Origin of the sequence: Citrobacter sp. Ce129, assembly GCF_030334545.1 — a bacterium.
Lineage (GTDB): Bacteria > Pseudomonadota > Gammaproteobacteria > Enterobacterales > Enterobacteriaceae > Citrobacter > Citrobacter europaeus.
Window position 1 is genome coordinate 608,652 of record NZ_JAOWDS010000073.1, and the last position, 26,967, is coordinate 635,618.

General features: G+C 55.3%; 23 protein-coding genes. 8 read left to right on the forward strand and 15 right to left on the reverse strand.

The features are described from left to right. Positions 1-32 precede the first annotated feature (32 nt). Both pbpC and OGV77_RS22435 read right to left on the reverse strand, forming a co-directional pair. Complete coding sequence (gene pbpC / locus OGV77_RS22430) at positions 33-2,345, reverse strand: peptidoglycan glycosyltransferase PbpC (RefSeq protein WP_087050919.1); 2,313 nt, start codon at positions 2,343-2,345, stop codon at positions 33-35. Then, on the reverse strand, positions 2,346-7,280 hold the full coding sequence (locus tag OGV77_RS22435) for an alpha-2-macroglobulin family protein (RefSeq protein ID WP_286502978.1): 4,935 nt from the start codon (positions 7,278-7,280) through the stop codon (positions 2,346-2,348). A 206-nt stretch (positions 7,281-7,486) separates the two neighbouring features. Between OGV77_RS22435 and sseA the strand changes: the two genes are divergently transcribed. Beyond that, entirely contained in the window at positions 7,487-8,332 is an 846-nt protein-coding gene (gene sseA / locus OGV77_RS22440; RefSeq protein ID WP_043017190.1) for a 3-mercaptopyruvate sulfurtransferase, read from the forward strand. Between the two features lie 43 nt (positions 8,333-8,375). On the opposite strand, the gene sseB is transcribed toward sseA, so the two are convergent. From sseB to trmJ, 11 genes are all read right to left on the reverse strand, one after another. Further along, a complete protein-coding gene (sseB, locus tag OGV77_RS22445) occupies positions 8,376-9,152 on the reverse strand; it encodes an enhanced serine sensitivity protein SseB (RefSeq protein WP_075145824.1) in 777 nt (258 codons plus the stop codon). A gap of 70 nt (positions 9,153-9,222) precedes the next feature. Beyond that, on the reverse strand, positions 9,223-10,506 hold the full coding sequence (gene pepB, locus OGV77_RS22450) for an aminopeptidase PepB (protein WP_043017192.1): 1,284 nt from the start codon (positions 10,504-10,506) through the stop codon (positions 9,223-9,225). Positions 10,507-10,567: 61 nt separating this feature from the next. Then, positions 10,568-10,768 (reverse strand): Fe-S cluster assembly protein IscX, encoded by a 201-nt coding sequence (gene iscX / locus OGV77_RS22455; RefSeq protein WP_003037694.1) that lies wholly within the window; start codon positions 10,766-10,768, stop codon positions 10,568-10,570. Between the two features lie 11 nt (positions 10,769-10,779). Beyond that, positions 10,780-11,115 (reverse strand): ISC system 2Fe-2S type ferredoxin, encoded by a 336-nt coding sequence (fdx, locus tag OGV77_RS22460; RefSeq protein ID WP_003037690.1) that lies wholly within the window; start codon positions 11,113-11,115, stop codon positions 10,780-10,782. 1 nt (position 11,116) lies between these two features. Beyond that, positions 11,117-12,967, reverse strand: a complete 1,851-nt coding sequence (hscA, locus tag OGV77_RS22465) for a Fe-S protein assembly chaperone HscA (RefSeq protein ID WP_075145823.1) — start codon at positions 12,965-12,967, stop codon at positions 11,117-11,119. Positions 12,968-12,982: 15 nt separating this feature from the next. Next, complete coding sequence (gene hscB, locus OGV77_RS22470; RefSeq protein ID WP_043017193.1) at positions 12,983-13,498, reverse strand: co-chaperone HscB; 516 nt, start codon at positions 13,496-13,498, stop codon at positions 12,983-12,985. Positions 13,499-13,606: 108 nt separating this feature from the next. Then, a complete protein-coding gene (gene iscA, locus OGV77_RS22475) occupies positions 13,607-13,930 on the reverse strand; it encodes an iron-sulfur cluster assembly protein IscA (RefSeq protein WP_003835203.1) in 324 nt (107 codons plus the stop codon). 20 nt (positions 13,931-13,950) lie between these two features. Continuing rightward, positions 13,951-14,337, reverse strand: a complete 387-nt coding sequence (gene iscU / locus OGV77_RS22480; protein WP_002913991.1) for a Fe-S cluster assembly scaffold IscU — start codon at positions 14,335-14,337, stop codon at positions 13,951-13,953. Between the two features lie 25 nt (positions 14,338-14,362). Further along, positions 14,363-15,577 carry a cysteine desulfurase gene (gene iscS / locus OGV77_RS22485; protein WP_003835233.1) on the reverse strand — a complete coding sequence of 405 codons (1,215 nt, stop codon included), beginning with the start codon at positions 15,575-15,577 and terminating at the stop codon, positions 14,363-14,365. Positions 15,578-15,770: 193 nt separating this feature from the next. Beyond that, positions 15,771-16,262: a Fe-S cluster assembly transcriptional regulator IscR gene (iscR, locus tag OGV77_RS22490; RefSeq protein WP_003037674.1), complete on the reverse strand. Its 492-nt coding sequence runs from the start codon at positions 16,260-16,262 to the stop codon at positions 15,771-15,773. A 159-nt stretch (positions 16,263-16,421) separates the two neighbouring features. Further along, a complete protein-coding gene (gene trmJ / locus OGV77_RS22495; protein WP_087050921.1) occupies positions 16,422-17,153 on the reverse strand; it encodes a tRNA (cytosine(32)/uridine(32)-2'-O)-methyltransferase TrmJ in 732 nt (243 codons plus the stop codon). A gap of 118 nt (positions 17,154-17,271) precedes the next feature. On the opposite strand from trmJ, the gene suhB reads away from it, so the two are divergent. Beyond that, positions 17,272-18,075, forward strand: coding sequence for an inositol-1-monophosphatase (suhB, locus tag OGV77_RS22500; RefSeq protein ID WP_003037670.1), 804 nt, complete (start codon positions 17,272-17,274; stop codon positions 18,073-18,075). Positions 18,076-18,147: 72 nt separating this feature from the next. Here the strand turns inward: suhB and OGV77_RS22505 are convergent, their stop codons facing one another. Together OGV77_RS22505 and OGV77_RS22510 are read right to left on the reverse strand one after the other, a co-directional pair. After that, a complete protein-coding gene (locus OGV77_RS22505; RefSeq protein ID WP_087050922.1) occupies positions 18,148-19,128 on the reverse strand; it encodes a nickel/cobalt transporter in 981 nt (326 codons plus the stop codon). Continuing rightward, positions 19,119-19,757: a DUF1007 family protein gene (locus tag OGV77_RS22510; RefSeq protein WP_087050923.1), complete on the reverse strand. Its 639-nt coding sequence runs from the start codon at positions 19,755-19,757 to the stop codon at positions 19,119-19,121. The genes OGV77_RS22505 and OGV77_RS22510 overlap by 10 nt, the downstream gene beginning before the upstream one ends. Positions 19,758-20,177: 420 nt before the next feature. Here OGV77_RS22510 and OGV77_RS22515 point away from each other — a divergent pair, with 420 nt between their 5' ends. The 6 genes from OGV77_RS22515 (at position 20,178) to OGV77_RS22540 (ending at position 26,964) form a co-directional block, all read left to right on the forward strand. Then, complete coding sequence (locus OGV77_RS22515) at positions 20,178-21,161, forward strand: autoinducer 2 ABC transporter substrate-binding protein (RefSeq protein ID WP_043017197.1); 984 nt, start codon at positions 20,178-20,180, stop codon at positions 21,159-21,161. A 103-nt stretch (positions 21,162-21,264) separates the two neighbouring features. Then, positions 21,265-22,773, forward strand: a complete 1,509-nt coding sequence (locus OGV77_RS22520) for a sugar ABC transporter ATP-binding protein (RefSeq protein WP_080626236.1) — start codon at positions 21,265-21,267, stop codon at positions 22,771-22,773. After that, positions 22,766-23,755 carry an ABC transporter permease gene (locus tag OGV77_RS22525; protein WP_008785467.1) on the forward strand — a complete coding sequence of 330 codons (990 nt, stop codon included), beginning with the start codon at positions 22,766-22,768 and terminating at the stop codon, positions 23,753-23,755. Before OGV77_RS22520 ends, OGV77_RS22525 begins: the two co-directional genes overlap by 8 nt. 1 nt (position 23,756) lies before the next feature. Then, the gene (locus OGV77_RS22530) at positions 23,757-24,710 is read left to right on the forward strand and encodes an ABC transporter permease (protein WP_047409495.1); all 954 of its coding nucleotides are present in this window, start codon (positions 23,757-23,759) and stop codon (positions 24,708-24,710) included. A gap of 17 nt (positions 24,711-24,727) precedes the next feature. Beyond that, positions 24,728-26,365: an FGGY-family carbohydrate kinase gene (locus tag OGV77_RS22535; protein ID WP_043017200.1), complete on the forward strand. Its 1,638-nt coding sequence runs from the start codon at positions 24,728-24,730 to the stop codon at positions 26,363-26,365. Further along, a complete protein-coding gene (locus OGV77_RS22540) occupies positions 26,362-26,964 on the forward strand; it encodes a KpsF/GutQ family sugar-phosphate isomerase (protein ID WP_043017201.1) in 603 nt (200 codons plus the stop codon). Before OGV77_RS22535 ends, OGV77_RS22540 begins: the two co-directional genes overlap by 4 nt. The last annotated feature ends 3 nt before the right edge of the window (positions 26,965-26,967 follow it).

Here is a 26,967-nt window from a genome sequence, read left to right on the forward strand (position 1 = left end):
TGAATTTTAGCAACAAACAGTCACCAACTGATCTACTGCATCGAAAATCTCACCGTCGCCACCTGCCCGGCGTCATCCATCACCAGCAGTTGATAATCCCCTTTCGTCGCCAGCCGTAGCGTAAGATGTTGTCCGCGTTCATCCAGCCTTTCGCCATTGAGAAACCACCAGCGCTCACCTGACCCGCCGGTGGTTCGTACCGGCAATGAGGCTTGTGCAGAACCGGGTAAACGCCTCACAATCGCGCCATCACGCACCCCTGTCAACTGCAACGGCAGCGAATCGTCCTGCCCCAGCGGCGGACACGTGGCAGAAACCGGTGGTAATCTCGCCCTACGGCGTTCTGACTCCGGCAGCCATGGCTCCAGCGGTAAAGGCCAGACGATTAATGTTTGTTCGCGCGCCTGCGGGCAATCTGCCGCCACACGTTTGCCTTCTTCGTCCAGCCAGACGGGGAAACGAATGCCGCTCACCCCCTCCTGCTCGGGCAATAGCAACGTTGGCGGCTGGCTGCCGTCCAGTATCCAGGTTGCCAGACGACGTCGACAGTTGCTGTCACCGGGCGCAAGAGATTGCCCACCAGGCCAGCACACCACGCCACGGCTAACGGATACCGGACGCGGATCTTCCGGCTGATTTGTCCCGCGAGAGAGCAGAAGATTATTGACCTGATTAAGCAGCGGCACGGCACTGGCAAATCCAAACTGGCCCACAACTGGCGTTCCGTCTGGTCTGCCAGTCCAGATACCGATCACATAACGAGCGTTAACACCAATCGCCCACGCATCGCGATAGCCATAGCTGGTGCCCGTTTTCCACGCCAGCGGGACCACTCTGCTCAAAGCGTTATCCGGTAGCGGTTGCGCTTCATCGGCCATAATACGGCGAATAATCCACGCCGCGCCCGCCGACATCAACGGACGTTCAAGCAGTGGGTCGCCCGGCTGCAGACGCAGTTTTCCCGCTTTTCCCTGGCGAGCAAAGGCGCTGTATGCTGCGGCCATATCACCAAGCCTTGCCCCCGCGCCGCCTAAAATCAGCGACAGATTCGGCGCTGCCCCTGCGGGTAGATACAGCGGTAAGCCAACGTTACGTAACGATGCGGCAAAACGCTTCGGGCCATAGGCTTCGAGTACCTGCACGGCGGGTAAATTCAACGACCTTACCAGTGCTTCGCTCATACTCACCGGTCCATGAAAACCGCTGTCAAAATTCCCTGGTCGATAGTCCCCGGTTCGCCGAGGTACATCCTGCAACAACGAAGCAGGATGAATGAGTCCGTCATCCAACGCCAGACCATATACAAACGGCTTTAGCACCGAGCCCGGCGAACGGATCGCATTCACCATATCCACATGACCAAAGCGGGAGTCGTCATTCATATCTACCGACCCCACCCAGCCACGCACGCTCATATCGGTGTGATCGACCACAATCATCGCCAGCGAACTGCGTGCAGGTAAGCGCCCCTTCCAGTTTTGCGCCAGCTCTTCCAGTTGGCGCTGCAACCCGGCGTCAAGGGTGGTCACGATTTTATCGCTTCGGCTTTTTCCCAGCATCATGCGCGAGAATAACGGCGCTAACTGCGGCATTTGTCTGGGCGCCAACCAGACCGGTTCTTCACGCGACTCCTGTACCTGTCTGGCTGGCCAAATGCCCTGCGTCGCCATACGTTCGAGCACTTTATTGCGCGCCGCTTGCGCGCGATCCGGCCAACGGTCCGGGCGCAGACGACTCGGCGCCTGGGGCAGCACCGCCAGCAGCGCAGCATCGGAATAACTCAATTGCGCGGGCGATTTGCCAAGATAGGCCCAGCTTGCCGCCCCCACGCCCTGCAGCGTACCGCCAAATGGCGCACGGTTAAGATACAGCGTCAGGATGTCGCGCTTGGAGAGGTGCCATTCCAGCTGCAATGCGCGCCAGAGCTGGCGGAACTTGCCGCCGAAGGTTCGCGGATGGGGATCGAGTAATCGTGCTACCTGCATGGTGAGCGTACTGCCGCCCGAAACCACACGCCCAGAGGAGAGGTCCTGCCACGCTGCGCGCAGCACGGAAAACGGATTGACACCGGGATGTTTCCAGAACCAGCGGTCTTCGTAGTTAATTAACGCCTCAAGGTAGCGAGGCGATACCTCATCAATAGCCACCGGATAACGCCAGATACCGTCCGCATCGGCGAAGCGCCACAGCGGCGTACCATCATGCGCCACCACGACCCGTGCCGGATCGACTTCGTGCAGCGGCAGCGGCCAGATTTTATCTGCCGCCCAAACCGCCGCCAGAAACAATAGCGCAACGGCTGCCACCCAGAGCCAGCAGCCGCGTTTACCCAACCCGCGCATCATTTACGGTCTGACAATCAAAAGTCCCTCTGTCGCACCGGTCGCGCGCCACTGCGGAACATACATTGATTCCACCTGCGGGACAGGAACCTGGTAGGTCCCCGGCGTTACCGCCCGCGCCAGATACACCAGCGTAACCGGTTGTCCTTCATTGACCGCCACCGCGGCAACAAAGCGATCGTCACGGAATTCAACGTGCTGGATATCCGCTTGTTGCATCTGATTGAGCAGATTCGCTACTTCGCTACCGCTATCCTGCAGGCTTGCGCTGCCGTTGGCCAGATTCTGGTTTTCCAGCTCCAGGCCGGCTGGCAGTAGATCGACCACCAGCGCATCCGGTACATTCTGGCTGGCTTTCACCTCCAGCCAGACCAGCACCAGCTCGCCGCTGCGCAGAGAATCCAGCGATTTGCTGTTTCCGTCGAGCCCCAGGATTTGACGCTCAATATGCAAAACGTTGCTGGCAGGCGTCGGTGAGGTTTGCGGGTAACCGCTCACATCCAGACGCAGCCACAGTGGCAGATTACCGGTATTGGTGACGCTCAGCGTAGACAACGCATCGGCATCCAGATTCCGCGTCTGTGATTTCTCCCCGGCTAACGGTTGTTCAGAGAGTGACGTTTGCGCCTGCCATGTGCCTGGCAAGGCCTGTAACGTACGCGCGGCAAGGAACAGCGCATTATTTTCCTGAGTAGAGAGCCAGCGCTGCCCAAAGGCCTGTTCTGACAAGGTGTTCAGCAAGGTATTCTGCACGTCAGGTTTGAGTTTGTTCTCTTCCAGCAAGGCCAGCATCAGCGCGTTGTCGCGCAGCTGGCTGCCGTAATCCGCCATCCACTGCTGCGCGTCGCGACGTGGTGTATTCAGCGCCAGGGTCAACGCCTGTTCACTGCGGTTGGCATCGCCCATGTTTTTCAGCGCGATCCCCAGTTGCAACAGCGGTAAACCGGAAGCGGCCTGTGCACGGTGATCCCAGATCTCACGCAGCGCGCCGAGCGGGGCTTTCTGCTGACGAGCCAGCACCAGCGCGGCGTAGGCCTGTACGGCAAATCGGCTTGCAGATGCGTCGTCGGTATAGCGAATCGACATCATGCCCGGATCCTGCAAATAGCGCAGCAGCCGCTCGTTACCCCGGTTAATCACCTCCGCTGGGACGCTGTAGCCCTGTTCATTCGCTCGCACGAGGAAATCCATCACATACGCGGTCAGCCAGTACTCTTCCGATCCGTTTTTATCCCACAGCGCAAAACCGCCGTTATCACGCTGCATTTGCAGTAAACGAGAAATACCAATTTCTACTGCCGCACGGCGTTTTTCATCGCTATCACCCGCGATACCTAACACCTTCAGCTGCGCGGCGTTGGTATATAAAGAAGGGAACAACCCGCTCGCCGTTTGCTCGAGGCAACCGTAAGGGTAGGCTTTCAGTTCGCGGATGTAGCGCGCCAGATTCAGCGGCGGCTTACCGCTAAACAGCAATTGCCCCTGCATCGTCGCTGGGGAGAAATTGGTCAGTTCTTCGACCGGAAGCTGCCAGGTTGCCCCCGGCTGAAGTGCGACGCCGTTATTCACGGTTTGCGCCGGGAATGCCGGTCGCACGCCAATCTTCCACTGTTTATGCTGCACAGGCAGCGTTTCACCCGGTAAAGTCAGACCGCTAATTTCTGCCTGAATTTCACCATCGCCAAAACCCTCCTGCGCGCGCACCGGAATAAACAGCGTAGTCCGTACGCCTGGCGCCAGATTCACCGGGGCGGGATCTTGCCCCATGAGTTCCAGCAGACCGCTGGCCGCGAGCTTAATATTCAGCGTTTGTGGTTTGTCAGTCAGGTTGGTCACATCCAGCGTCAGACGCGAGGTATCGCCCCCTGCCAGAAAGCGCGGCATGTTCAGTTCAGCAATCACCGGCGCGGCGACAATCACTTTGCTTTCGCTGCTGCCAAAGTCATCCGCCGTCCAGGCTTGCGCCATTACCCGCAGCTCGCCGTTGAAATCACCAATCGGTAACGTCACCGTACCTTCGCCCTGCTCGTTAAGCGTAACCGGCAGCGCCTGTTGCGCCACAATATTGACGTGATTGACCGGTGGCTTACCGCCGCGTTTTAATTCATCGCCATCACCACCAAAGCGCAGCGCCGCCAGGCGCCCTTGCCCTTCGATCACCTGGCCGTAAATATCATAAATATCTGCACCATAGCGTTTTTGCCCGAAAAACGCCTGCCACGGATCCGGCGTGGCGTAGTCGGTAATGTTCAACACCCCGCTGTCGACGGCTGAGACCAGCACATTAACCTGTTTTGGCACCTCGCCATTTTTAACGCTGGCTTTAATCTTGACGGTCAACGGCTGATTTGGCCGTATTTTCGCCGGGCTTTCCAGGGACAGCGCCAGACGACGGTTTTCATCGCCTAACGGTAAATGTAGTAAGCCGACCGCCCGTTTTGGCGTTGCCGAACGGGACTTGTCGCCAGGACGAACCACCAGCGCACTGAGATACAAATCGTGGCGATTCCAGGCTTTATCGACCGGGATGGAGATATCGAGACCATCCGCCGGTACGTCTATTTCTTGCCACCACAGCGGGCCTTCGCTGGATTCCACCATTGCATAACCTTTGCCAGCAGCGGGAGCGGCAACGTGTAGCTTCATGGTATCGCCAGGACGATAGCTGGGTTTATCAAGTTTCAGGGTCACGCGATCGGGACGCACTGCCCCACTGCCGTCGCTGTTATCCTGCCAGCTATAACCCGCCCAGAAGCGTACGCTGCTCACCGCATCATTCGGGGCTTTGACTTCCAGACGATAGGCACCCCACTCAACCGGAAAGCTGACTTTACCGGTCTCATCCGCTTTAAGATCCAGGGTCTGCTCACCCTCAACAAGATCCTTTTGATCGAACTGTGATTGCCAGCCCTCGCCTTCAGACCAGTTCCAGTAATAATCACGACGTTCACGGATCAAACGCACCTGCAAGCCGGACACCGCTCTTTTATCGCCTTGCGCATCGGCATACACAATATCGAAAGCAGCGTTGCTGTCTTCATCGACAATAGGCTGATTCACGGTGGTATCGGTGCGGTAATCATAAACGGCTTTTGCCGCAAACTGCGGGCGAATACCCGGCAGTGTGTCCGCAGGCCAGATGGCTTGTTCAGCCCGACGCGTTACCGGACGGCCACCTGATTCCAGCAGGCTGGCTTGCAGGATCACTTGTAACGGAGAATGTGTCTCCTGCCATTGGCTGTTGGTGGTCACTTCGCCGCGACCGTGATCATCCAGCGTCAACTGCACTTCATCGAGACTGCGGGAAAGGTTTTCTTCGGCAATATTACCAAACTGGAACCCTGGTAATGCCTGCACCGCTTCGCGCAGCGGGCGCAGGAAAAGCTGCCCTTGCAGGGCATTGCCGTTAGCGGGCGCGCCGTACAGGTAGTAGCCCACTACCGAGAACTTCACTTCATCAGTTGGCGCTACCGGCATTTTGCTGGCGGTGAGATTGAGCGCCATCCGCTCCGGCATAAAATCTTCAACGTGGAAATCCCACATCCGCGACTGGTTGTCGCCTGTATTGGCACGAATATGCCACATACCGGTTGGCGCGCTGCTGTCCAGCGGCCAGCTAAAGCGGTACAGGCCGTTCTCCGGCTGGCTAACTACCGAGCGTAAGACCTGTCCGTCGGGCTTAACGACTTCCAGCTTCACTGGCTGGTCGGGTAACGTTTTACCGTCGCTGTCACGCAGTAATCCGTTGAGGATCACCGTCTCGCCAGGCCGATAGAGGTCACGGGGACCAAACATAAAGAACTGTTTGCTGTATCCCGGCGCACCGGCAATATCAAACTCAGCCAGGTCCAACGCCGGAAGCTTCAGATCCAGCAGCGTGGTTTGTCCGTCTTTGCGGGCCAACAATAAGGCCGCGTCTTTATCAGTCTTAAGCGTTACATGACCCTGAGTGTCGCTGGTTGCCTGCGCCAGCGTCTGCCCTTTTTCGTTGAGTAACGTGACCTCAATACCCTGCTGCGCGGCGCCGTTTTCAAGACTCTGCGTAAAGACATCCAGTTGATTGTGGTAACGGTGCGCCGATACACCAATATCGCTGAGCGTAAACAGCGTCGCGGCATTGCTGTAGTTGTATTGCCCAGCCTGATTCATCACAGCGATGTAAACGCCCGCTTGCTGCAACGGCTTGATATCGCTCAGCGGCAGCAGCAGCTTCTCACGGGTGTTACGCGCCGGATTGAGGTCAAAGCGTCCGGTATAAACCAGTTCAGCCATTTTCAGCAGATTGTCGGACTCCCAGTTTGCCAACGAATTGCGGTATTCCCACTGGCTGACAAACGCGCCGAGCGACTCAGGCTTCACGCGAAAGAAGTTCACATCCACGCTGTTAACGTTAAGAGCCATAACCGGCAGCCCTTCAATCACTTTTCCCGGCAGCAGCGAGCCACGACTGGCGAACCCTACGCTTGGCTGAACGTCGCGGGTGGTAATGTTTTTTTCATAATCTATAGAGAACGTCGCTTTATTCAGCGCCAACAAATCACGCTCAATAGTCACCACCAGTTCCCGGTTGGGTTCGAGATGGCGTAAGCGTAGCTCTTTCAGATTTGGCGCCAGCTCCCAGGCACCATCCACTTTGCCGCTTTTTTTATCAACAACGTGCACGACGCGGGAAAAATCTTGTTCTGGATCGAGGGGAATGGAGAAGGTCAACACGAGCGTTGCCGCACCGTCGAGCTGGACCTCTGAGGCATCCAGCAGCGTCAGCGACTTGCCCTGGCTTTGCTGCATCAGCTTTTGTAATTGGGCCTTGTCTTTTACTGGCGCAGTCTGGGAAGCTGGCGAGTCAGGTTTCGCAGCCGTCGGTGATTTTTCATTATTATTATCGCACCCAACCAGTGCCAGCATCAGCATGCAGGCCGCTACGCGTAAATGTTTCATTTTTCATCCCTGGCCGTAGTGGCCCGTTAGCTACGTAGAACAACTATTATGCGTCAGATTTCCGGCTGTGGAAGCCAGTAACTGTACAACGTTGTCCTAATTTTAGTGATTAATGTGGATTCGCCTGACAAATCAGCCTCTTTTACTTGTCGCTTTGTACTAAACGTCCGACAATTTACCAAAACCTGGTAAAAATGGAGATGCCTATGACCACCGCCTTCTTTGTCGCTGCCGACTGGCTTGCCGAACACATTGACGACCCGGAAATACAAATTCTTGATGCCCGGATGGCACCTCCAGGACAGGAAGATCGCGATGTTGGCGAGGAGTATCGTGCGGGCCATATTCCTGGCGCAGTCTTTTTTGATATTGAAGCGCTTTCCGACCATACGTCACCGCTACCGCATATGATGCCGCGCCCGGAAGCCTTTGCTGTAGCTATGCGTGAGCTGGGCGTTGATCAGGATAAGCATCTGATTGTCTACGATGACGGAAATCTGTTTTCCGCTCCACGCGCATGGTGGATGCTGCGGACTTTTGGCGTCGAGAATGTCTCCATTCTGGCGGGCGGTCTGGCAGGCTGGCAGCGTGATGAGCTAATGCTCCAGGAAGGAGATGAGGATTTACCTGAAGGTGAATTTAACGTGGCATTTACGCCTGAAGCCGTCGTGCGCGTCACTGATGTGCTGCTGGCCAGTCATGAAAAAACGGCGCAGATCGTCGATGCCCGTCCGGCTGCGCGTTTTAATGCTGAAGTTGACGAGCCGCGTCCAGGCCTGAAACGTGGTCATGTGCCCGGTGCGCTTAACGTACCGTGGACAGAGCTGGTTCGTGACGGTGAACTGAAAACCACCGACGAACTGGATGCTATTTTCTTCAGCCACGGCGTAAGCTTTGACCGCCCCATTATCGCCAGCTGCGGCTCTGGCGTAACGGCTGCTGTCGTGGTACTGGCGCTTGCCACGCTGGGCGTTTCTAACGTCGCATTGTATGACGGCGCATGGAGCGAATGGGGAGCGCGGAGTGATTTACCGGTAGAACCGAAATTATAAAGCAGGAAAAGCCGGATAGCGCTTCGCTCATCCGGCCTACAATTTAGATAATCCGGTTCTGTTTAAAGTCGCGCAGGAAACCACCCCATCGGCGCTCATAGAACGGGGCGATGTGCTCAGTGATAAAGTGGCTGACGCCCTTCTCGCCTTTCCTCACCTGGCAGATGTCAATGGGTTCATCACCCGGCAACGTATCGGTTGCGACGCTGCCCGCAGCGTGGATGATCTCTTCAATATCCCCTTCCGCTTCAATACCAATCAGCAGATTCGGCTGGGCTTCCGCGCTTTCTTTGATTGAGCAGAGAAACGCGCGTTTTACCGGCTTGATGGTTTTAAACAGCGTGGTCAGCGAGTCAATCATCTGCGCTGGCGGCTCAGCGACTTCAGAGAGGATCAGCGATTCACCGCCTTCGAGTACTTCCTGGGTGCTCAGCGGATTACCCTCTTCCCCCATCAGCAGGCTTACCTCACGCGGCATAAATTCTTTGCCGGTCGGCAGTTTCGCGTTGAGAAACAGCGTTTCGCCGAGCGTCATTTCAAACAACGTACGCACCGGCATCACGACAAACGCTTGTTCATCTTCCACCGCCTGTTGCAGGGCTTCCAGAGAGGTGAAGAACGGGATCACGGTCGTGCCGTCTTCTTTCTCCCAGTGCTGCAGATCGAGGGCGCTGTCTTCAACCACCGCCTCACCTTCAGCGGCGGTACCCGGTACCCAGACGGTGGATTCCAGTAAAGTACGGAAAAATGCCGGACGATGCGCAGGCTCTGTCGCCGCTTGCTCCAGCAATGTTTCTAGTTCATTTTTTGATTCGGACATAAGTATCACAAATTGGATGAATACATGTAGGCCGGATAAGCGTAGCGCCATCCGGCAATACAGTCATGAATTAGGCAGTCAGCAGATTCGCGATAGTGCGCACACCCAGACCGGTTGCGCCCGCAGACCACTGCTCAACCGGCGCTTTGCGATAGGTCGCAGAGCAGTCGATGTGCAGCCAGCCCTGCTGGTAGTTTTCCACGAAATGGGACAGGAAGCCCGCCGCGGTGCTTGCGCCAGCCGGGTACGCCGCACTGCCGGTGTTATTCAGTTCAGCAAAGTTAGACGGCAACTGGCTTCGGTGGAACTCTGCCAGCGGCAGACGCCAGAACGGTTCGTTTTCTTGCGCCGCACTGGCCAGCAGGCGAGCAGCCAGCTGATCATCAAAGCTAAACAGCGCGTGGTAATCGTTGCCCAACGCTGTTTTCGCCGCGCCGGTCAGCGTGGCGGCATCAATGATCAGTTCCGGTTTCTGCGCGCTGGCGTCGATCAGGCCATCGGCCAGCACCAGGCGTCCTTCGGCATCGGTATTCATCACTTCAACTTTTTTACCGTTGCGATAGTGAATAATATCGCCGAGCTTAAAAGCGTTGCCGCTGATCAGGTTATCCGCGCAGCACAGATACAGCTTCACGCGCTTGTTCAGACCACGGGTGATGGCAAACGCCAGCGCGCCGGTGACCGTTGCCGCACCGCCCATGTCGGACTTCATTGAGTCCATAAATGCGCTTTGCTTGATGCTGTAACCGCCGGAGTCAAAGGTAATTCCCTTGCCAACCAGACAGGCATAAACCGGGGCTTCCTTGTCGCCAGTCGGGTTGTAATCCAGCGCCAGCAGCACCGGCGGACGTTCGGAGCCACGACCCACGGTATGCAGTCCCATGTAGTTCTGCTCACGCAGATCTTCGCCTTTGGTGATCCGGTAAGAGACGTTATCACAAGCCACGCCACACAGCAGGTCGACCGCGCGTTGCGCCAGTTGTTCCGGGCCCAGTTCTTCCGCCGGGGCGTTAATGGTATCGCGCACCCAGTCAATAATCTTCAGACGGTTATCCAGCTCTTTGCGCTGTGCTTCGTCCAGAGCAGCCCACTCAACTTTGCGGGTGCCTTTTGGTCCTTTGTAACCCTGCCAGAATGCCCAGCTACGTTCGGTATCCCAGCCTTCACCGTCCAGTTGAACGTGTTTAATCCCCAGACCGTCAATTTTACGTGCGGCGCGCTGGATAAGGCCGAGGTCATCTTTCCCGTTCAGATGCAGGGTAATGCCGTCATTATTAATGCTGTATGTCGCCTTTTCCCCCCAGCGGGCGTCAGCGGGTTGCGTGGAAAGCGTAATTTTCATGGCTTCTGTCATTTTATTTATCCTTATTTTCGCGCATACAGGAAAACGGGCCACCCGTGGGCAGCCCGTTGACTTATTCGGCTTCGTCCAGCCAGACCAGCAAAATGGCCTCAAGGATTTTTTCGTTCGATGCCTGCGGATCATCATCGAACTCTTCCAGGTCACAGATCCATTGATGCAGATCGGTGAAACGAACGGTCTTGGGATCGAGGTCGGGGAACGCGTCATACAGCGCCTCGCCGATCTCGCGGCTATCGGTCCACTTCAGTCCCATACTACCCTCTGTTAATGCTCACGCGCATGATTGATTGTGTAACGTGGGATTTCGACCACTAAATCGTCCTCGGTTACCCGCGCCTGACAGCTTAAACGGCTCTCCGGCTCCAGTCCCCAGGCTTTATCCAGCATGTCGTCTTCTTCTTCCGTGCTTTCCGGCAAAGAATCAAAACCTTCACGTACGATGCAGTGGCAGGTTGTGCAGGCACAGGATTTTTCACAGGCGTGTTCAATCTCGATACCGTTACGCAGAGCAACGTCAAGAATGGTTTCGCCGGTCTCAGCTTCCAGAACTGCGCCATCGGGACAGAGATCCTGATGAGGCAAAATAACAATCTTTGGCATATTAAACCTCGTCCACGGAATGGCCTTTCAGCGCGCTACGGACGGATTTGTCCATGCGGCGAGCGGCGAATTCCTGGGTTTGTTTGTCTACGTTTTTAATGGCTTGTTCTATCGCGTCAACATCGTCACCCTGTGCAACCTCGCTCAAGTGCGCGGCGGCGGTGTCGATAGCCTGACGTTCTGCGGCGCTTAACAGCGCGGCATCAGCGTTCAGCGCACCGGATAAACTTTCCAGTACGCGTGCCGCTTCGACTTTCTGTTCTGCCAGCATACGGGCTTTAACGTCCTGCTCGGCAAAACTCATCGAATCCTGAATCATGGAGGCGATTTCACTGTCGGTCAGACCGTAGGACGGTTTAACCTGAATTGAGGACTCAACGCCGGTGGATTTCTCCATAGCGGTGACGCTCAGCAGCCCGTCAGCATCTACCTGGAAGGTCACGCGGATATGCGCGCCGCCTGCCGGCAATGCCGGGATGCCGCGCAGCGCAAAACGCGCCAGTGAACGGCAGTCCTGCACCAGCTCACGTTCGCCCTGCATCACGTGAATGGACATCGCGGTTTGACCATCTTTAAAGGTGGTAAAGTCCTGCGCGCGCGCCACCGGGATAGTGGTGTTACGTGGGATCACTTTCTCCACCAGTCCGCCCATGGTTTCCAGCCCCAGGGACAGCGGGATAACGTCCAGCAGCAGCATTTCGCTGTCCGGTTTATTTCCGACCAGAATATCGGCCTGGATCGCCGCACCGATAGCGACCACTTTGTCCGGGTCGATAGAGGTCAGCGGCGTACGGCCAAAAAACTCACCGACGCGTTCACGTACCAATGGCACGCGCGTTGAACCACCGACCATCACCACTTCCAGCACATCCTGCGGCTCCACACCCGCATCTTTCAGCGCGCGTCGGCAGGCCAGCAGCGTACGCTTGACCAGTGCGGAAATAAGTTCATTAAAGGTTTCACGGGTGATTTCACCCTGCCATCCCGCCACGTTAACCGTTACAGAATCAGCGTCGCTAAGCGCGATTTTCGCTGCAATCGCGGCATCCAGCAGTTCGCGCTGTACGCGGTTATCGCTGCGATCGGCCACGCCCGCCTGCTCGCGAATGTAATCGGCCAGCAGATGGTCAAAATCGTCGCCGCCGAGCGCGGAATCACCGCCGGTCGCCAGCACTTCGAACACGCCGCGACTCAGGCGCAGAATAGAAATATCAAACGTACCGCCGCCAAGGTCGTAGACCGCAATTACGCCTTCCTGACCGGAGTCGAGGCCATACGCGATCGCCGCTGCGGTCGGTTCGTTCAACAAACGCAATACGTGCAGGCCCGCCAGACGCGCGGCGTCTTTGGTTCCCTGACGCTGCGCATCGTCAAAGTAAGCCGGAACGGTGATTACCACGCCGTCCAGCTCGCCAGACAGCGCTTCGGTTGCCCGTGCGGCCAATGCTTTCAGAATATCAGCGGAGACACGCACCGGGTTAAGCAAACCGGCTGCGGTTTCAATCATCGGCAAACCGTTTTCGCTCGCCTGGAACGTATAAGGCAGATGCGGGTAACGCGCCTGAATATCCGCCAGAGAGCGGCCCATCATGCGTTTTACCGAGCTGACGGTGTTTGCCGTATCCAGCGCGGCATTGGCGCGGGCATCGTAACCGACAGAGTAGCCCTGCTGCTGATAGTGAACCACTGACGGCAACAGGTGGCGACCTTGATGGTCTGCCAGCGTTTCGGCCTGGCCGCTGCGTACGGTCGCAACCAGGGAGTTGGTGGTGCCTAAATCGATACCTACCGCCAGACGACGCTGGTGCGGCGCGGCGCTCAGACCAGGCTCACTAATTTGTAATAAGGCCATTTTCGCTTCCGGAAATTAAAAATCGAGCAGTTTTTCTTCGAGTTGTTCTGCACTGCTTCGCAGTTTATCGAGAAAACGCAGCTTACGCACGGTATCTGCCGCGGCGTCCCACGTCTCGCTATCCAGCTGTTCCACCATCAGTTGATGGCGAACGTTATACATTTCACTGACGCGTTGCATAAACGCATCTAAACGTTGACTGTCTTTTGCCTGTTCAATCTCGTCCAGCTCTTCACGCAGCTCCAGTTGCTCCATCAGGAACGCGGTATCGCGCACCGTGTGCTGCTCGTTGCGGATATCAAAGCCGTGTAAAGACAATAAGTATTCGGCGCGCATCAAAGGATGACGCAGCGTTTGCCAGGCCTGGTTGATAGTGGCGGACTGCGATACCGCAGCAAGTTGTTCCGCCTGGGAACCGCTGGCGAATTTATCAGGATGATACTGACGTTGTAGATCCTGAAAACGTAGGCTCAGCGCCTGAGTATCGAGCTGATAACGGGCCGGCAAGCCAAAGAGGGTGAAGTAGTCCATAACATTCTCAGGGCATCGATTCTCTGTTGTTCGATGAGGCAAAACCAGAGAGTCAGGTAAAACAAACCCCACGCGCAGGCGACCACGGTGGGGTTATCAGTAAGCGCGTTACACGTGGAAGCTTTCGCCGCATCCACATTCGTCTTTCACGTTCGGGTTAGTGAACTTAAACCCTTCGTTAAGACCTTCTTTGACGAAGTCTAACTGCGTACCGTCGAGGAATTGCAGGCTCTTACCGTCGATCACGACTTTTACGCCTTTGTCTTCAAACACGGTATCTTCAGCCGCCGGCTCGTCAACAAATTCCAGTACATAAGCCATACCTGAGCAGCCGGAGGTTCTCACGCCCAGACGCAGACCAAACCCTTTACCGCGGTTTGCCAGGAAGGTATTTACACGCGCTGCTGCACTGTCGCTTAAGGTAATCGACATAATAAAACCTCAACTCTTAATTATTTTGCTTCACGTTTGCTTTTGTAATCCGCAATCGCGGCTTTAATCGCGTCTTCAGCCAGAATAGAGCAGTGAATTTTCACCGGTGGCAGTTCAAGTTCGTCGGCAATATCGGTGTTTTTAATCGCCTGTGCTTCATCCAGAGATTTCCCTTTTACCCATTCGGTAACCAGAGAGCTGGAGGCAATAGCGGAACCGCAGCCGTAAGTCTTGAAACGCGCGTCTTCAATGATACCCTCATTGTTGACTTTGATCTGCAACTTCATCACGTCGCCACAGGCCGGTGCACCCACCATGCCGCTGCCCACGTTCTCGTCGCTGTTGTCAAAAGAACCCACGTTACGTGGATTCTCGTAATGATCGATTACTTTTTCGCTGTAAGCCATGATGAATTCTCCTTATCGGTACCGATTAGTGATGTGACCATTCAATGCTGTTCAGATCCACGCCCTGTTTGAACATTTCCCACAGCGGAGAAAGGTCGCGCAGGCGGCCGATGGAGTTGCGAACCAGATTGATGGCGTAGTCAATCTCTTCTTCGGTAGTGAAACGACCTAAAGAGAAACGAATTGAGCTGTGTGCCAGCTCGTCGGTCATCCCCAGCGCGCGCAGCACGTAGGATGGCTCCAGGCTTGCAGAAGTACATGCAGAACCGGAGGATACAGCCAGGTCTTTCAGCGCCATAATCAGCGACTCGCCTTCAACAAAGTTGAAGCTGACGTTGAGAATGTTCGGTGCGCCCTGCTCGAGGTCACCATTGAGGTACACCTCTTCCATATCTTTCACGCCGTTCCACAGACGGTTACGCAGACTGCGCAGGCGCGCCATCTCGGTTTCCATCTCTTCTTTAGCGATACGGTAAGCTTCACCCATACCGACGATCTGGTGCACAGGCAGCGTACCGGAACGCATGCCGCGCTCGTGACCGCCGCCGTGCATCTGCGCTTCAATACGAATACGCGGTTTACGACGAACGTACAGCGCGCCGATACCTTTCGGACCATAGATTTTGTGGCCGGAGAAAGACATCAGGTCAACTTTCAGTTGGCTCAGATCGATAGGCAGTTTGCCCACGCTCTGGGTTGCATCAACGTGATAGATAATGCCGCGAGCACGGCACATTTCGCCGATAGTCGCGATATCCTGCACCACGCCGATTTCGTTGTTCACGTGCATGATGGACACGAGGATAGTGTCGTCACGCATTGCCGCTTCAAGTTCTTTCAGGTCAATAATACCGTTACGCTGCGGGGCGAGGTAGGTGACTTCGAACCCTTCGCGCTCCAGCTGACGACAGGTATCCAGCACAGCTTTGTGCTCGGTTTTGCTGGTGATGATGTGCTTGCCTTTTTTCTGATAAAAGTTGGCTGCACCTTTAATCGCCAGGTTATCGGATTCAGTCGCACCGGAAGTAAAGACGATTTCACGCGGGTCAGCGCCCACGAGGTCGGCAATCTGGTTACGGGCGATATCTACCGCCTCTTCAGCCTGCCAGCCGAAACGGTGTGAACGAGACGCTGGGTTACCAAAGTTTCCGTCCAGGGTCAGACACTGCATCATTTTCTCGGCAACACGCGGGTCCACCGGCGTGGTTGCGGAGTAGTCGAGATAGATCGGTAATTTCATTGCTCTATAAACTCCGTACATCGCTTCAATGCAAGGAATCAGGCAACCGGCTGGATGTACGACCGAGTTAACGGGGCGTCGAACACCCCGGCCTGATTCTAATATCTTATTATCTTTGCCCTAAATAGTTCGTGTTGCAGCAAGGCGAGCAAGTGCGGCCAACGCAGTTGCGGCACGAAATATAACGGGCAAATTATGCGCGTAACTTAACGTCGATCGCGTCTTGAGCACGATTAGTGCGCGGAGCGTCATGCGTGTGCTGGCGACCAGACACATCCAGGACTTCCTGATTATTAACCAGCTCGCCCAACGTAATGTTGTTGAGGAAACCGGTCAGACGATCGCTCAGATCGCGCCACAGCGCGTGGGTCAGGCACTTATCGCCGCCCTGACAACCGCCTTTGCCCTGGCAACGGGTCGCATCTACAGACTCGTCAACAGCGCTAATCACTTCACCTACTGCGATGCTGCCGGCATCTTTACCCAGCAAGTACCCGCCGCCTGGTCCACGTACGCTGGAAACCAGACCGTTTTTACGCAAACGGGAAAACAGCTGCTCCAGATATGACAGGGAAATTCCCTGACGTTCAGAAATATCAGCCAACGGTACCGGGCCCGTTTCGGAGTTGAGCGCAACGTCCAACATTGCGGTCACGGCATAACGCCCTTTTGATGTCAGTCTCATGTCTTACTTAGCCTCAAACTCGCCCCTGCCCGGGGTTTTTTATTGTAAAATGGGGGTATTGCATAGCAGGGGCAAGTCTGACATTCCCGACTAAATCAGTCAACTATTTACTTGACTAATTTAGTCAGGTATTTGACGTTCCGTGCGGCATTAGTACAGTTACTTGCATTTATTCTGCTGCTCGATTGAAGCTAAAATCCCACGCAGGATGTTCAGCTCCTGGCTCTCAGGTCGCGCGCGCGTGAACAGACGACGCAGTTTGTTCATCACCTGCCCCGGGTGCCCTTCGCGGATAAACCCGGTCGACAACAGCGTTTGTTCCAGATGACCGTAAAAACGCTCTAAATCATCAACCAGCGGATACTCTGCTTCTTCGTAATCTGCGGTCTTGTCGCTTTCCTGCGTTGCCAGCCAGGCCATGCGCACTTCATAAGAGATGACCTGCACCGCCATCGCCAGGTTGAGCGAACTGTATTCCGGGTTCGCGGCAATGGCGACATGATAATGGCACTTCTGCAGCTCTTCGTTGGTCAGGCCAACGCGTTCACGGCCAAACACCAGCGCCACCGGCGAATTCGTTGCTTCAGAGACGCTTTTTAAACCGCATTCACGCGGATCCAGCATCGGCCACGGCAGCGTACGCGAGCGCGCACTGGTGCCTACAACCAGACTGCAACCCGCCAGCGCTTCATCGAGAGTATCGACGATCTGCGCGCTGCCGATCACATCACTGGCGCCTGCCGCCAGGGCGATGGCCTGGGAGTCCGGTTTAACCAGTGGATTTACCAACCATAGATTGGTTAAACCCATGGTTTTCATTGCGCGGGCCACAGAGCCCATGTTGCCAGTGTGAGAGGTTTCCACCAGCACGATTCGAATATTTTGCAGCATTGTATTTCTTCAGCTAAAGATTATTCGGGCATATTATCATAAAACGAAGACATATTCCGAACTCGCTGCTATACTCTGCGCCGTTTTCCCGTTCTTTAACATCCAGTGAGAGAGACCGATGCATCCGATGCTGACCATCGCCGTGCGCGCAGCGCGCAAGGCGGGTAATGTAATTGCCAAACACTACGAAACACCAGACTCAGTAGAAACCAGCCAGAAAGGCAGCAATGATTTCGTGACTAACGTCGATAAAGCCGCTGAAGCGATTATTATCGAAACGATTCGCAAATCTTACCCTCAGCACACCATCATCACCGAAGAAAGCGGTGAGCACGCTGGTGAAGATCAGGATGTTCAATGGGTTATCGATCCACTGGATGGCACCACCAACTTCGTAAAACGTCTGCCGCACTTCGCGGTTTCCATCGCAGTACGCATTAAAGGCCGTACTGAAGTCGCCGTTGTTTACGATCCAATGCGTAACGAACTGTTCACCGCAACTCGCGGCCAGGGCGCACAGCTAAACGGCTACCGTCTGCGTGGCAGCACCGCCCGCGATCTGGACGGCACCATCATCGCTACCGGTTTCCCGTTCAAAGCGAAACAGCACGCCGCTTCTTACATGAAAATTCTTGGCAAGATGTTCACCGAGTGCGCTGACTTCCGCCGCACGGGTTCTGCTGCGCTGGATCTGGCTTACGTTGCCGCTGCGCGCGTTGACGGTTACTTCGAAATCGGCCTGAAACCATGGGATTTCGCCGCAGGCGAGCTGATTGCTCGTGAAGCTGGCGCACTGGTTTGCGACTTCACCGGCGGTCATAACTACCTGGCGACCGGTAACATCGTTGCAGGCAACCCGCGCGTAGTGAAAGCCATGCTGGCGAACATGCGTGACGAACTGAGCGACGCGCTGAAGCGTTAATCTGCTGTGGTGCCGGATACGACGCTCTCGCGTCTTATCCGGCCAATAATTCATACCATACCGCTCTCTAACCTAAAACGGTCTTATCCCCCGCCCCACCGGCACCGCGCTCATCCACATCACTACCGCAGCAGCAATCAGCACCGCACCACCGGCTAACGCCAGCGTCGTCCAGCCAATCTGTCGCCATAGCACAGGCGCTTTATGCCCGCTAAGTCTTACCGCCAGCGAGCGGAAACTGTGCACCAGCAGAGCCAGTGACGTAATCGTCAAAGAGGTTCCTGCCGCCATCGCCAGCGCCGACGCCATGCCCCAGCTAAAAACGCCAACCACTTTACTAAACAGTAAGACCATGATTGCCCCCGAGCATGGACGCATTCCCATTGATAAAACGATCATCAGCCGGGCGCGCCAGTCATCACCGCTTTGCAGCTGTTCAGGATCGGGCAAGTGCTGATGTCCACAGCCGCAACCTTCGTGATGCACATGATGCGGCGTGAAGGCGGTGAATTTCGGGCGACGCAGCAGCTGGCGCAATTTCTTCAGCGCACGGACGCACAATAAAACGCCCAACACGCCAACCAGCGCATAACTCCCTTTCTCCAGCCAGAAACTACTCATATGTAACTGTCGCGCAGGCAACTGCAAGACGGTGAGCACGATAACGACCAGACCAATAGCGACCAGTCCTTGTAATAAAGACGAGGCCAGCGTCAGGCCGATACTTGATTTGAGTTTCGAGGGATGCGTTGCAAGCCAGGTGGTAATAACGACTTTTCCATGCCCCGGCCCCAGCGCATGCAGGACGCCGTAGAGAAAACTAAACAGCAGCAGCGATCCCCCAGCCTGGGCCGGCCTGGCGGCAACCGCTTTGAGCAAACCGCTCATCTGCTGATTAACGTCGCGCTGCCAGACGATACTTTGCATCATCACCTGCGGCCAGGTCTGCCATAGCCACAGCACGCCGCCTGCTGCCAGCAGTAAAAACACCGCCAGCGGCCATAGCATGAGCCAGCGACGTCTGGCTGCACGTTGTTGAGAAACTACTGACATTGCAGCGTTACCGTCTGTGCAAACTGTTTACCCAACTCCATATCCTCCGGCGGTGCATCTTCTTTATCCAGCGACTGCGCAAAGCTCAGCGTTTGTTCATTCGGCGTCGGCGTATGTACTGAAATACGGCATTTCTGGCTTATGACATGTCCCAGCCTGGCGTCGCTGTCTTTGTCATAACTCATATCAACGTAGTAGGTCGGGTCGAAGGTTGAAATGGTATATTTTTGTCCACTCAGCGGCTGAGCTTCAGCCAACGGCAGAACGAACGTCAGCACCGCCTGGTGTTCCTCACGCTCCATACCATATTCCGTCGGCCTGTTTTTAAACTTTACCTTTTGCCCGTCGTGCCACACTTCGGTGAAATAGTGCTGACCGAGAACGTTGGCCATCACTTCCGCCGCCAGTTTTTTCCAGATCTCATCACCAGGTTTGGCATTCCCCGCATCATAAAGCAGATCCGCCGAGGTAATTTCATCCATCGTCCAGCGCATTTTAAGCGCGACGAACCGATCATTCGCGCTCACTATCTCGGTTTTCAGATGGATAAAGCTGTGGGGATGCGCGCCTGCGCCAAAGGACAGGAGAGCGAGAAACAACGTGACAATGATACGTTTAACGCCTTGCATGAGTTCTCCACGGAAAAAATCGACACCGCCACAAATAATGAAGCTGGGTTTGGCGAAAGAGTGTTGAGGATACCATTGAACGAAAAAATGTTGAGTCCCCTTTTCCGGTATCGATTCAGTTCTCAATTTCGATAATTTCTTCTTCGACAAATCCCGTCCAACTACCTTATCGGGGTCACGACTTAAGTTAAATGATAATAAAATGTTAATTTATAGTTTCATTTTAATATTTTGTTAACACCAAATTTGAATAACTGAATGTAAAACCATACAAAATTAACTCAAATTTAACCATTTAATTTCCAAATATTAACAATAATGGGCATGGATCACATTCAGGAAACTCATGATTCATTCCCTCTTCCATTCGTTGTTAACTTCACGGCGTGACATGTCCTGCCCCCTACGAAAGGTACAACTATGAAATTCAAACTCGCATTACTCAGTGCAACCCTGGTTTCTGCATGCATGTTGTCCGGCACGTCCTTTGCGGCGGAAAAATATGAAATTGCTGTGGTTGCCAAGGTCACCGGGATTCCGTGGTTTAACCGGATGGAAACCGGCGTTAATGAAGCAGCAAAAAAACTGGATGTGAATGCTTATCAGACCGGGCCTTCCACGCCGGATCCAGCGCAACAGGTGAAAGTCATTGAGGATCTGATCGCCAAAAACGTCAATGCGATCATCGTGGTACCGAATGATGCCAAGGTTCTTGAGCCGGTACTAAAAAAAGCACGCGATAAAGGCATCGTGGTGCTGACGCACGAATCCCCGGATGAGCAAATTGGCCAGTGGGATATCGAAACCATCGACAGTGAAAAATACGCCCAGGCCAACGTCGATGAGTTAGCGAAAAACATGGGTGGTAAGGGCGGGTACGCTATCTATGTCGGTTCGCTGACGGTGCCGCTGCATAACGCGTGGGCGGATTATGCAATTAAGTACCAGAAAGAAAAATATCCGGAAATGTTCGAGGTCACTTCACGTCTGCCGGTCGCGGAAAGCATCGATAAATCCTACGCCACGACGCTGGACCTGATGAAAACCTATCCGCAGATGAAAGGCATTATCGGCTTCGGTTCGCTGGGTCCAATCGGCGCGGGTCAGGCTGTGCAGAAAAAACGCGCCAAAGATAAAATCGCCGTCGTCGGGATCGCTATGCCAGCACAGGCTGCGCCTTACCTGATGCGTGGTGATATCAAAAAAGCGCTGCTGTGGGATCCAAAAGATGCGGGCTACGCGCTGGTAACGGTTGCCGATCAGCTGTTACAGGGTAAAGCAGTGAACGCCGATCTGAGTATTGATGGTTTAGGGAAAGCCGATATCGACACGGAGAAGAAAGTGATCCGCTTTAACAAGATCCTCGAAGTCACCAAAGACAACGCACAATCACTTGGTTTCTAAGGCTTTAGCCGACACCAGGGAACCTTAACGCCGGCCGTCTGGTCGGCGCTATCAACCAAATTAACACTCAGCGTCCACCTGGACGCTCGCAGGGGTATTGTCCATGACAGACACCACCGCATTTATCACTCTTGAGAATATCAGCAAACAATTCCCGGGCGTGCTGGCGCTGGATAACGTGAATCTGACGCTGAGAAAAGGCGAAGTTCACTGTCTGGCGGGTCAAAACGGCTGTGGTAAAAGCACCATTATTAAAGTGATCTCCGGGGTTTATCATCCGGAAAAAGGCGCGCAGATTTTACTCGACGGCAAATTGTTCCATCACCTGACGCCGCAGCTCTCCTCCCATTATGGAATTCAGGTTATTTATCAGGACCTGTCGTTGTTTCCCAACTTTAGCGTCGCGGAAAATATCGCCGTCAACCGCTATCTGCCCGGGGGCGATATCTGGGTACGTCGTGGCGCCATGAAACAGCAGGCACTGGCAGCCATGAAGCGTATCGGGGTGAACATTGATCCCGATAAAAAAGTTGAAAAACTCTCGATTGCTGACCGCCAGCTGGTCGCCATTTGCCGGGCGATTGCCGCCGATGCGCGTCTGGTGATTATGGACGAGCCCACCGCCTCGCTAACCCGTCAGGAGGTTAATGGCCTGCTGCGGGTTGTTAACGAACTGAAAGCTGCCGGAATTTGCGTCGTGTTTGTCAGCCATCGTCTGGATGAGGTGATGGAAGTGGCAGACCGCATCAGCGTGATGCGCGACGGCAAACTGGTAGGCACTTACCCTGCCAGCGAACTCGACAGCCACGAGCTGGCCTTCCTGATGACCGGACAACGCTTTCACTACAGTCCACTGCCACAAAGGCCCACAATTGAGCAAGAACCTCTGCTGGAGCTGCGCAATCTGAGCCGCAGGGGCAAATACCAAAACATTAATCTGTCGCTGCACGGCGGCGAGATTGTCTCCATTGTTGGTTTGCTGGGAGCCGGGCGCACCGAGCTTTGTCTGAGCCTGTTTGGCATGACCCACCCGGAAAGCGGCGAGATTCGTATTAACGGCCAGCCGGTTACTCTGCGCAATAACCATGACGCCATCAAACACGGGATCGGCTATGTCTCCGAAGATCGTCTGACACAGGGGCTGATCATGGAGCAGTCGATCTATGACAACACCATCGTCACGGTATTTGATCAACTGCATACCGGCAGCGGCCTGCTCGATCATCGTAAAGCGCAAAAGCTGGTCGCCGACTTGATCCGCGAACTGAATATCAAAGTGTCCGATCCGCACCTGCCGGTCAAAACCCTTTCCGGCGGTAATGCCCAGCGTATCGCCATTGCCAAATGGGTGGCGACCAATCCCCGCATCCTGATCCTCGACTCCCCTACCGTAGGCGTGGATATCGCCAACAAAGAGGGAATTTACCAGATAGCCCGCGATCTGGCGGAACAAGGTATGGCTGTGCTGATGATTTGCGATGAAATCCCGGAAGCGTATTACAACAGCCACCGCGTGCTGGTGATGCGTCGCGGCAGGCTGGTGGCGGAATTTAATCCTCATCAATGCCGTGAAGAGGAGATTGCTGAAGTGGTCGAGGTAATCAATGAATAAGATGCATCTCTCCCGATTAATCGGGCAACACGAATTCTGGCTGGGCCTGCTGGTCGTAGCCCTGGCCGTTGGGCTGAGTATCAGCACCGATGAGTTCTTGTCCTTGGGGAATCTGACGGATGTGGCCACCAGCTACGCGATTCTCGGCATCCTTGCCTGTGGGCTGTTTGTGGTGTTGATTTCCGGCGGGATCGACATCTCATTTCCGGCGATGACCGCGATAGCCCAATATGCAATGGCCAGTTGGGTTATCGGCCACGGCGGCAACTTCGCGCTGGCGTTAATCATCGCCATTGCGGTAGGTCTGCTGCTTGGACTGATTAACGGCTTCCTGGTCTACTGGCTGCGCGTTCCGGCAATCATCATTACCATCGCCACGCTGAACGTCTACTACGGTCTGCTGGTATACGCCACTAAAGGTACCTGGCTGTACGGCTTCCCTGACTGGTTTATGAACGGCATTAACTGGTTCTCGTTCACCGCGGCGGATGGCTACGACTACGGTCTGACCCTGCCCCTGCTGTGCCTGGCTGCGGTGATCATCTTTACTGCCGTGCTAATGAACTATACCCGACTTGGCCGTCAGGTTTACGCCATGGGCGGCAACCGCGACGCGGCCTCGCGCCTGGGGCTGAATCTGCTGAAGTTGCATTTCTACGTCTATGGCTACATGGGCATTCTGGCAGGCGTTGCCGCCGTGGTTCAGGCGCAAATTACCCAGTCAGTTGCACCCAATTCGCTGCTCGGCTTTGAGCTGACGGTGCTGGCGGCGGTAGTGCTCGGTGGAACCAGCATGAGTGGCGGACGCGGTACGTTGACCGGAACCCTGCTCGGCGTGGTTCTGCTGGCCTTCTTACAAAATGGGCTGACGCTGCTCAGCGTCTCTTCTTACTGGCACACCGTGTTTAGCGGCGCCATTATCCTGGTCAGCATTAGCGCCACGGCCTGGAACGAAAAACGCAAACTGGCAAGGGAGCTTTGAGATGAAAACAATCGCCAGATTTTTACCCGGTGATGCCATCATTCGTCTGCAATGCGTCATTATAGTGGTCGTCGCTTTAGTCTTCTCGGCCCTGCTCGGCAGCCGTTTTTTCAGCGTCGCTAACTTCCAGTCGATTGGCTCGCAACTGCCAATCCTCGGCATGCTGGCCCTCGGGATGGGCATGACTATGCTGACCGGCGGCATTAACCTGTCGATTATTGCCGGGGCAAATGCCTGCTCGCTGGTGATGGCGGCGATAATCGTCACCCATCCAGATAACCCGCTGTTTCTGGTGCTGGCGCTTTTGGCAGGCGCAGCCGTGGCGGTGGCTATCGGCACGCTCAACGGCGCGCTGATTGCCTGGGTCGGGGTCTCGCCTATTCTCGCCACGCTCGGCACGATGACGCTTATCTCCGGGCTGAATATTCTGCTTTCCAACGGGACGGTGATTTCCGGCTTCCCGACCGCCATTCAATATCTTGGTAACGCCACGATTGCCGGTATTCCGGTGGCGCTACTGCTCTTTTTCCTGGTGGCAATCCTGCTGTGGGTACTGCTGGAGCACACCACGCTTGGACGCAGCCTGTATCTCGTCGGTTCCAATGAACAGGCAACCCGCTACAGCGGCGTAAATACCGTACGGGTACAAATTTCCGTGTACGTGATTTCCGCCCTGCTCGGCTGGGTCGCCGCCATTCTGATGATGGCAAAATTCAACTCGGCAAAAGCCGGATACGGGGAATCCTACCTGCTGGTCACCATCCTCGCTTCCGTGCTCGGCGGAATCAATCCGGATGGCGGCTTCGGGCGCATTGTCGGCCTGGTGCTGGCGCTGATTGTGCTGCAAATGCTGGAAAGCGGCCTTAACTTGCTGGGGGTCAGCAGCTATCTGACGATGGCGCTGTGGGGCGCGGTGCTGATCCTCTTTATCGCATTACAGAATCGTAAAGCCTGATTTCAGGAGAAAAAATTATGGCAAGTTACTTTATTGGTGTGGATGTCGGAACCGGAAGCGCCCGTGCTGGCGTGTTTGATCTCAACGGCAGAATGGTCGGTCAGGCCAGTCGGGCCATCGAGATTTACCGTCCGCAGGCCGATTTTGTTGAGCAGTCTTCCGATAACATCTGGCAGGCGGTGTGTAACGCGGTTCGCGATGCGATTAACCAGTCGGATATCAATCCAATCCAGGTGAAAGGTCTGGGCTTTGACGCGACCTGTTCACTGGTGGTGCTGGATAAAGAAGGCAAGCCGCTGACCATCAGTCCGTCCGGGCGCAGCGAACAGAACATCATAGTGTGGATGGATCACCGCGCCATTACCCAGGCCGAACGCATCAACGCCATGCATCATCGGGTGCTGGACTACGTTGGCGGTATTATCTCCCCAGAAATGCAAACGCCCAAGCTGCTGTGGCTGAAGCAGCATATGCCCAATACCTGGGCTAATGCGGGCTACTATTTTGACCTGCCCGATTTCCTGACCTGGCGCGCAACGGGTGATGACACGCGTTCACTGTGCTCGACGGTGTGTAAATGGACCTATATGGGCCATGAAGACAAATGGGATGCCAGCTATTTCCGCCAGATTGGTCTGGAAGATCTGCTGGAGCACGATGCGGCCAAAATTGGTCGCTACGTGAAAACCATGGGCGAACCGCTCGGTCACGGGCTGTCAGCACGCGCCGCCAGCGAAATGGGGCTGATTCCGGGGACCGCAGTCAGCGTTTCGATCATCGATGCCCACGCCGGTACGCTCGGCACGCTCGGGGCAAGCGGCGTTTCCGGCGAGGTGGCGGATTTTGACCGTCGTGTCGCGCTGATTGGCGGCACTTCCACCGGACACATGGCGATTTCCAAAGAGCCGCGTTTTATCGGCGGCGTCTGGGGTCCTTACTACTCAGCGGTGCTGCCGGAATACTGGCTCAACGAAGGCGGGCAGTCGGCTACCGGGGCGTTAATCGACCACGTTATACAGTCGCATCCTTGCTACGAAACTTTGCTGGCGCAAGCTAAGTCTCAGGGGCAGACCATTTATGAAGTGCTGAATGTACTGCTGCGTAAAATGGCCGGTGAGCCGGAAGATATCGCATTTCTAACCCGCGACATGCACATCCTGCCCTATTTCCACGGCAACCGTTCACCGCGCGCCAACCCAACGCTCACGGGAGCAATCACCGGACTGAAGCTGTCGCGTACGCCGGAGGATATGGCCCTACAGTATCTTGCGACCATCCAGGCTATTGCGCTCGGAACCCGTCATATCATTGAAACGATGAATCAAAGCGGCTACACCATCGATACGATTATGGCCAGCGGCGGCGGGACGAAAAACCCGATCTTCGTTCAGGAACATGCCAACGCCACCGGCTGCGCGATGCTGCTGCCTGAAGAGAGCGAAGCCATGCTGCTGGGTGGAGCCATGATGGGAACTATCGCCGCGGGCGTATTCGATACCTTCCCGGAAGCGATGTCAGCGATGAGCCGGATTGGTAAAACGGTTACCCCGCAGACTAATCGCATTAAGCAGTACTACGATCGCAAATATCGGGTATTCCACGAGATGTATCAGGATCATATGAAATACCGCCAGTTGATGCAGGAGGACGCATGAGTAACTCCTGGTCCCAGGCCACCGGCGTATTTCAGCTCTATAGCGATGCCCTGGCGGGTCTGGGGCAGCATCTGACTGAACCAGTCTGGCAGTCGCTGATGGCGGAGTTGCGCGGTTGCCGGGGCAAAATCGTCGTCACTGGCGTCGGTACCTCCGGCATTGCGGCACGTAAAGTCGCGCATATGCTTGCGTGCGTGGAACGTCCCGCGATTTACCTCAACGCGACGGACGCGGCGCATGGCGATCTCGGTTTTTTACGCGCCGACGACCTGGTCATTATGCTGTCGCGCGGGGGTAATTCAGACGAACTCACCCGGCTGCTGCCCGGGCTGGCAGCGAGAAATGTGCCAATCCTGAGCGTGACTGAAAACGCCGATTCAGCCATTGCCAACGCGTCGAGGCTGGTGATTTCCACCGGCGTCCAGCGTGAGGCCGACCCGCTGAACATGTTAGCCACCACCTCAATTTTACTGGTGCTGGCTATCTTTGACGCCGCCTGCGCCTGCCTGATGAGCGAAAGCGGTTACTCAAAGGAGACATTACTGGCTGTGCATCCCGGCGGCGATGTGGGATTAACGTTGAGCCGTGGGCAAGCGTGATGG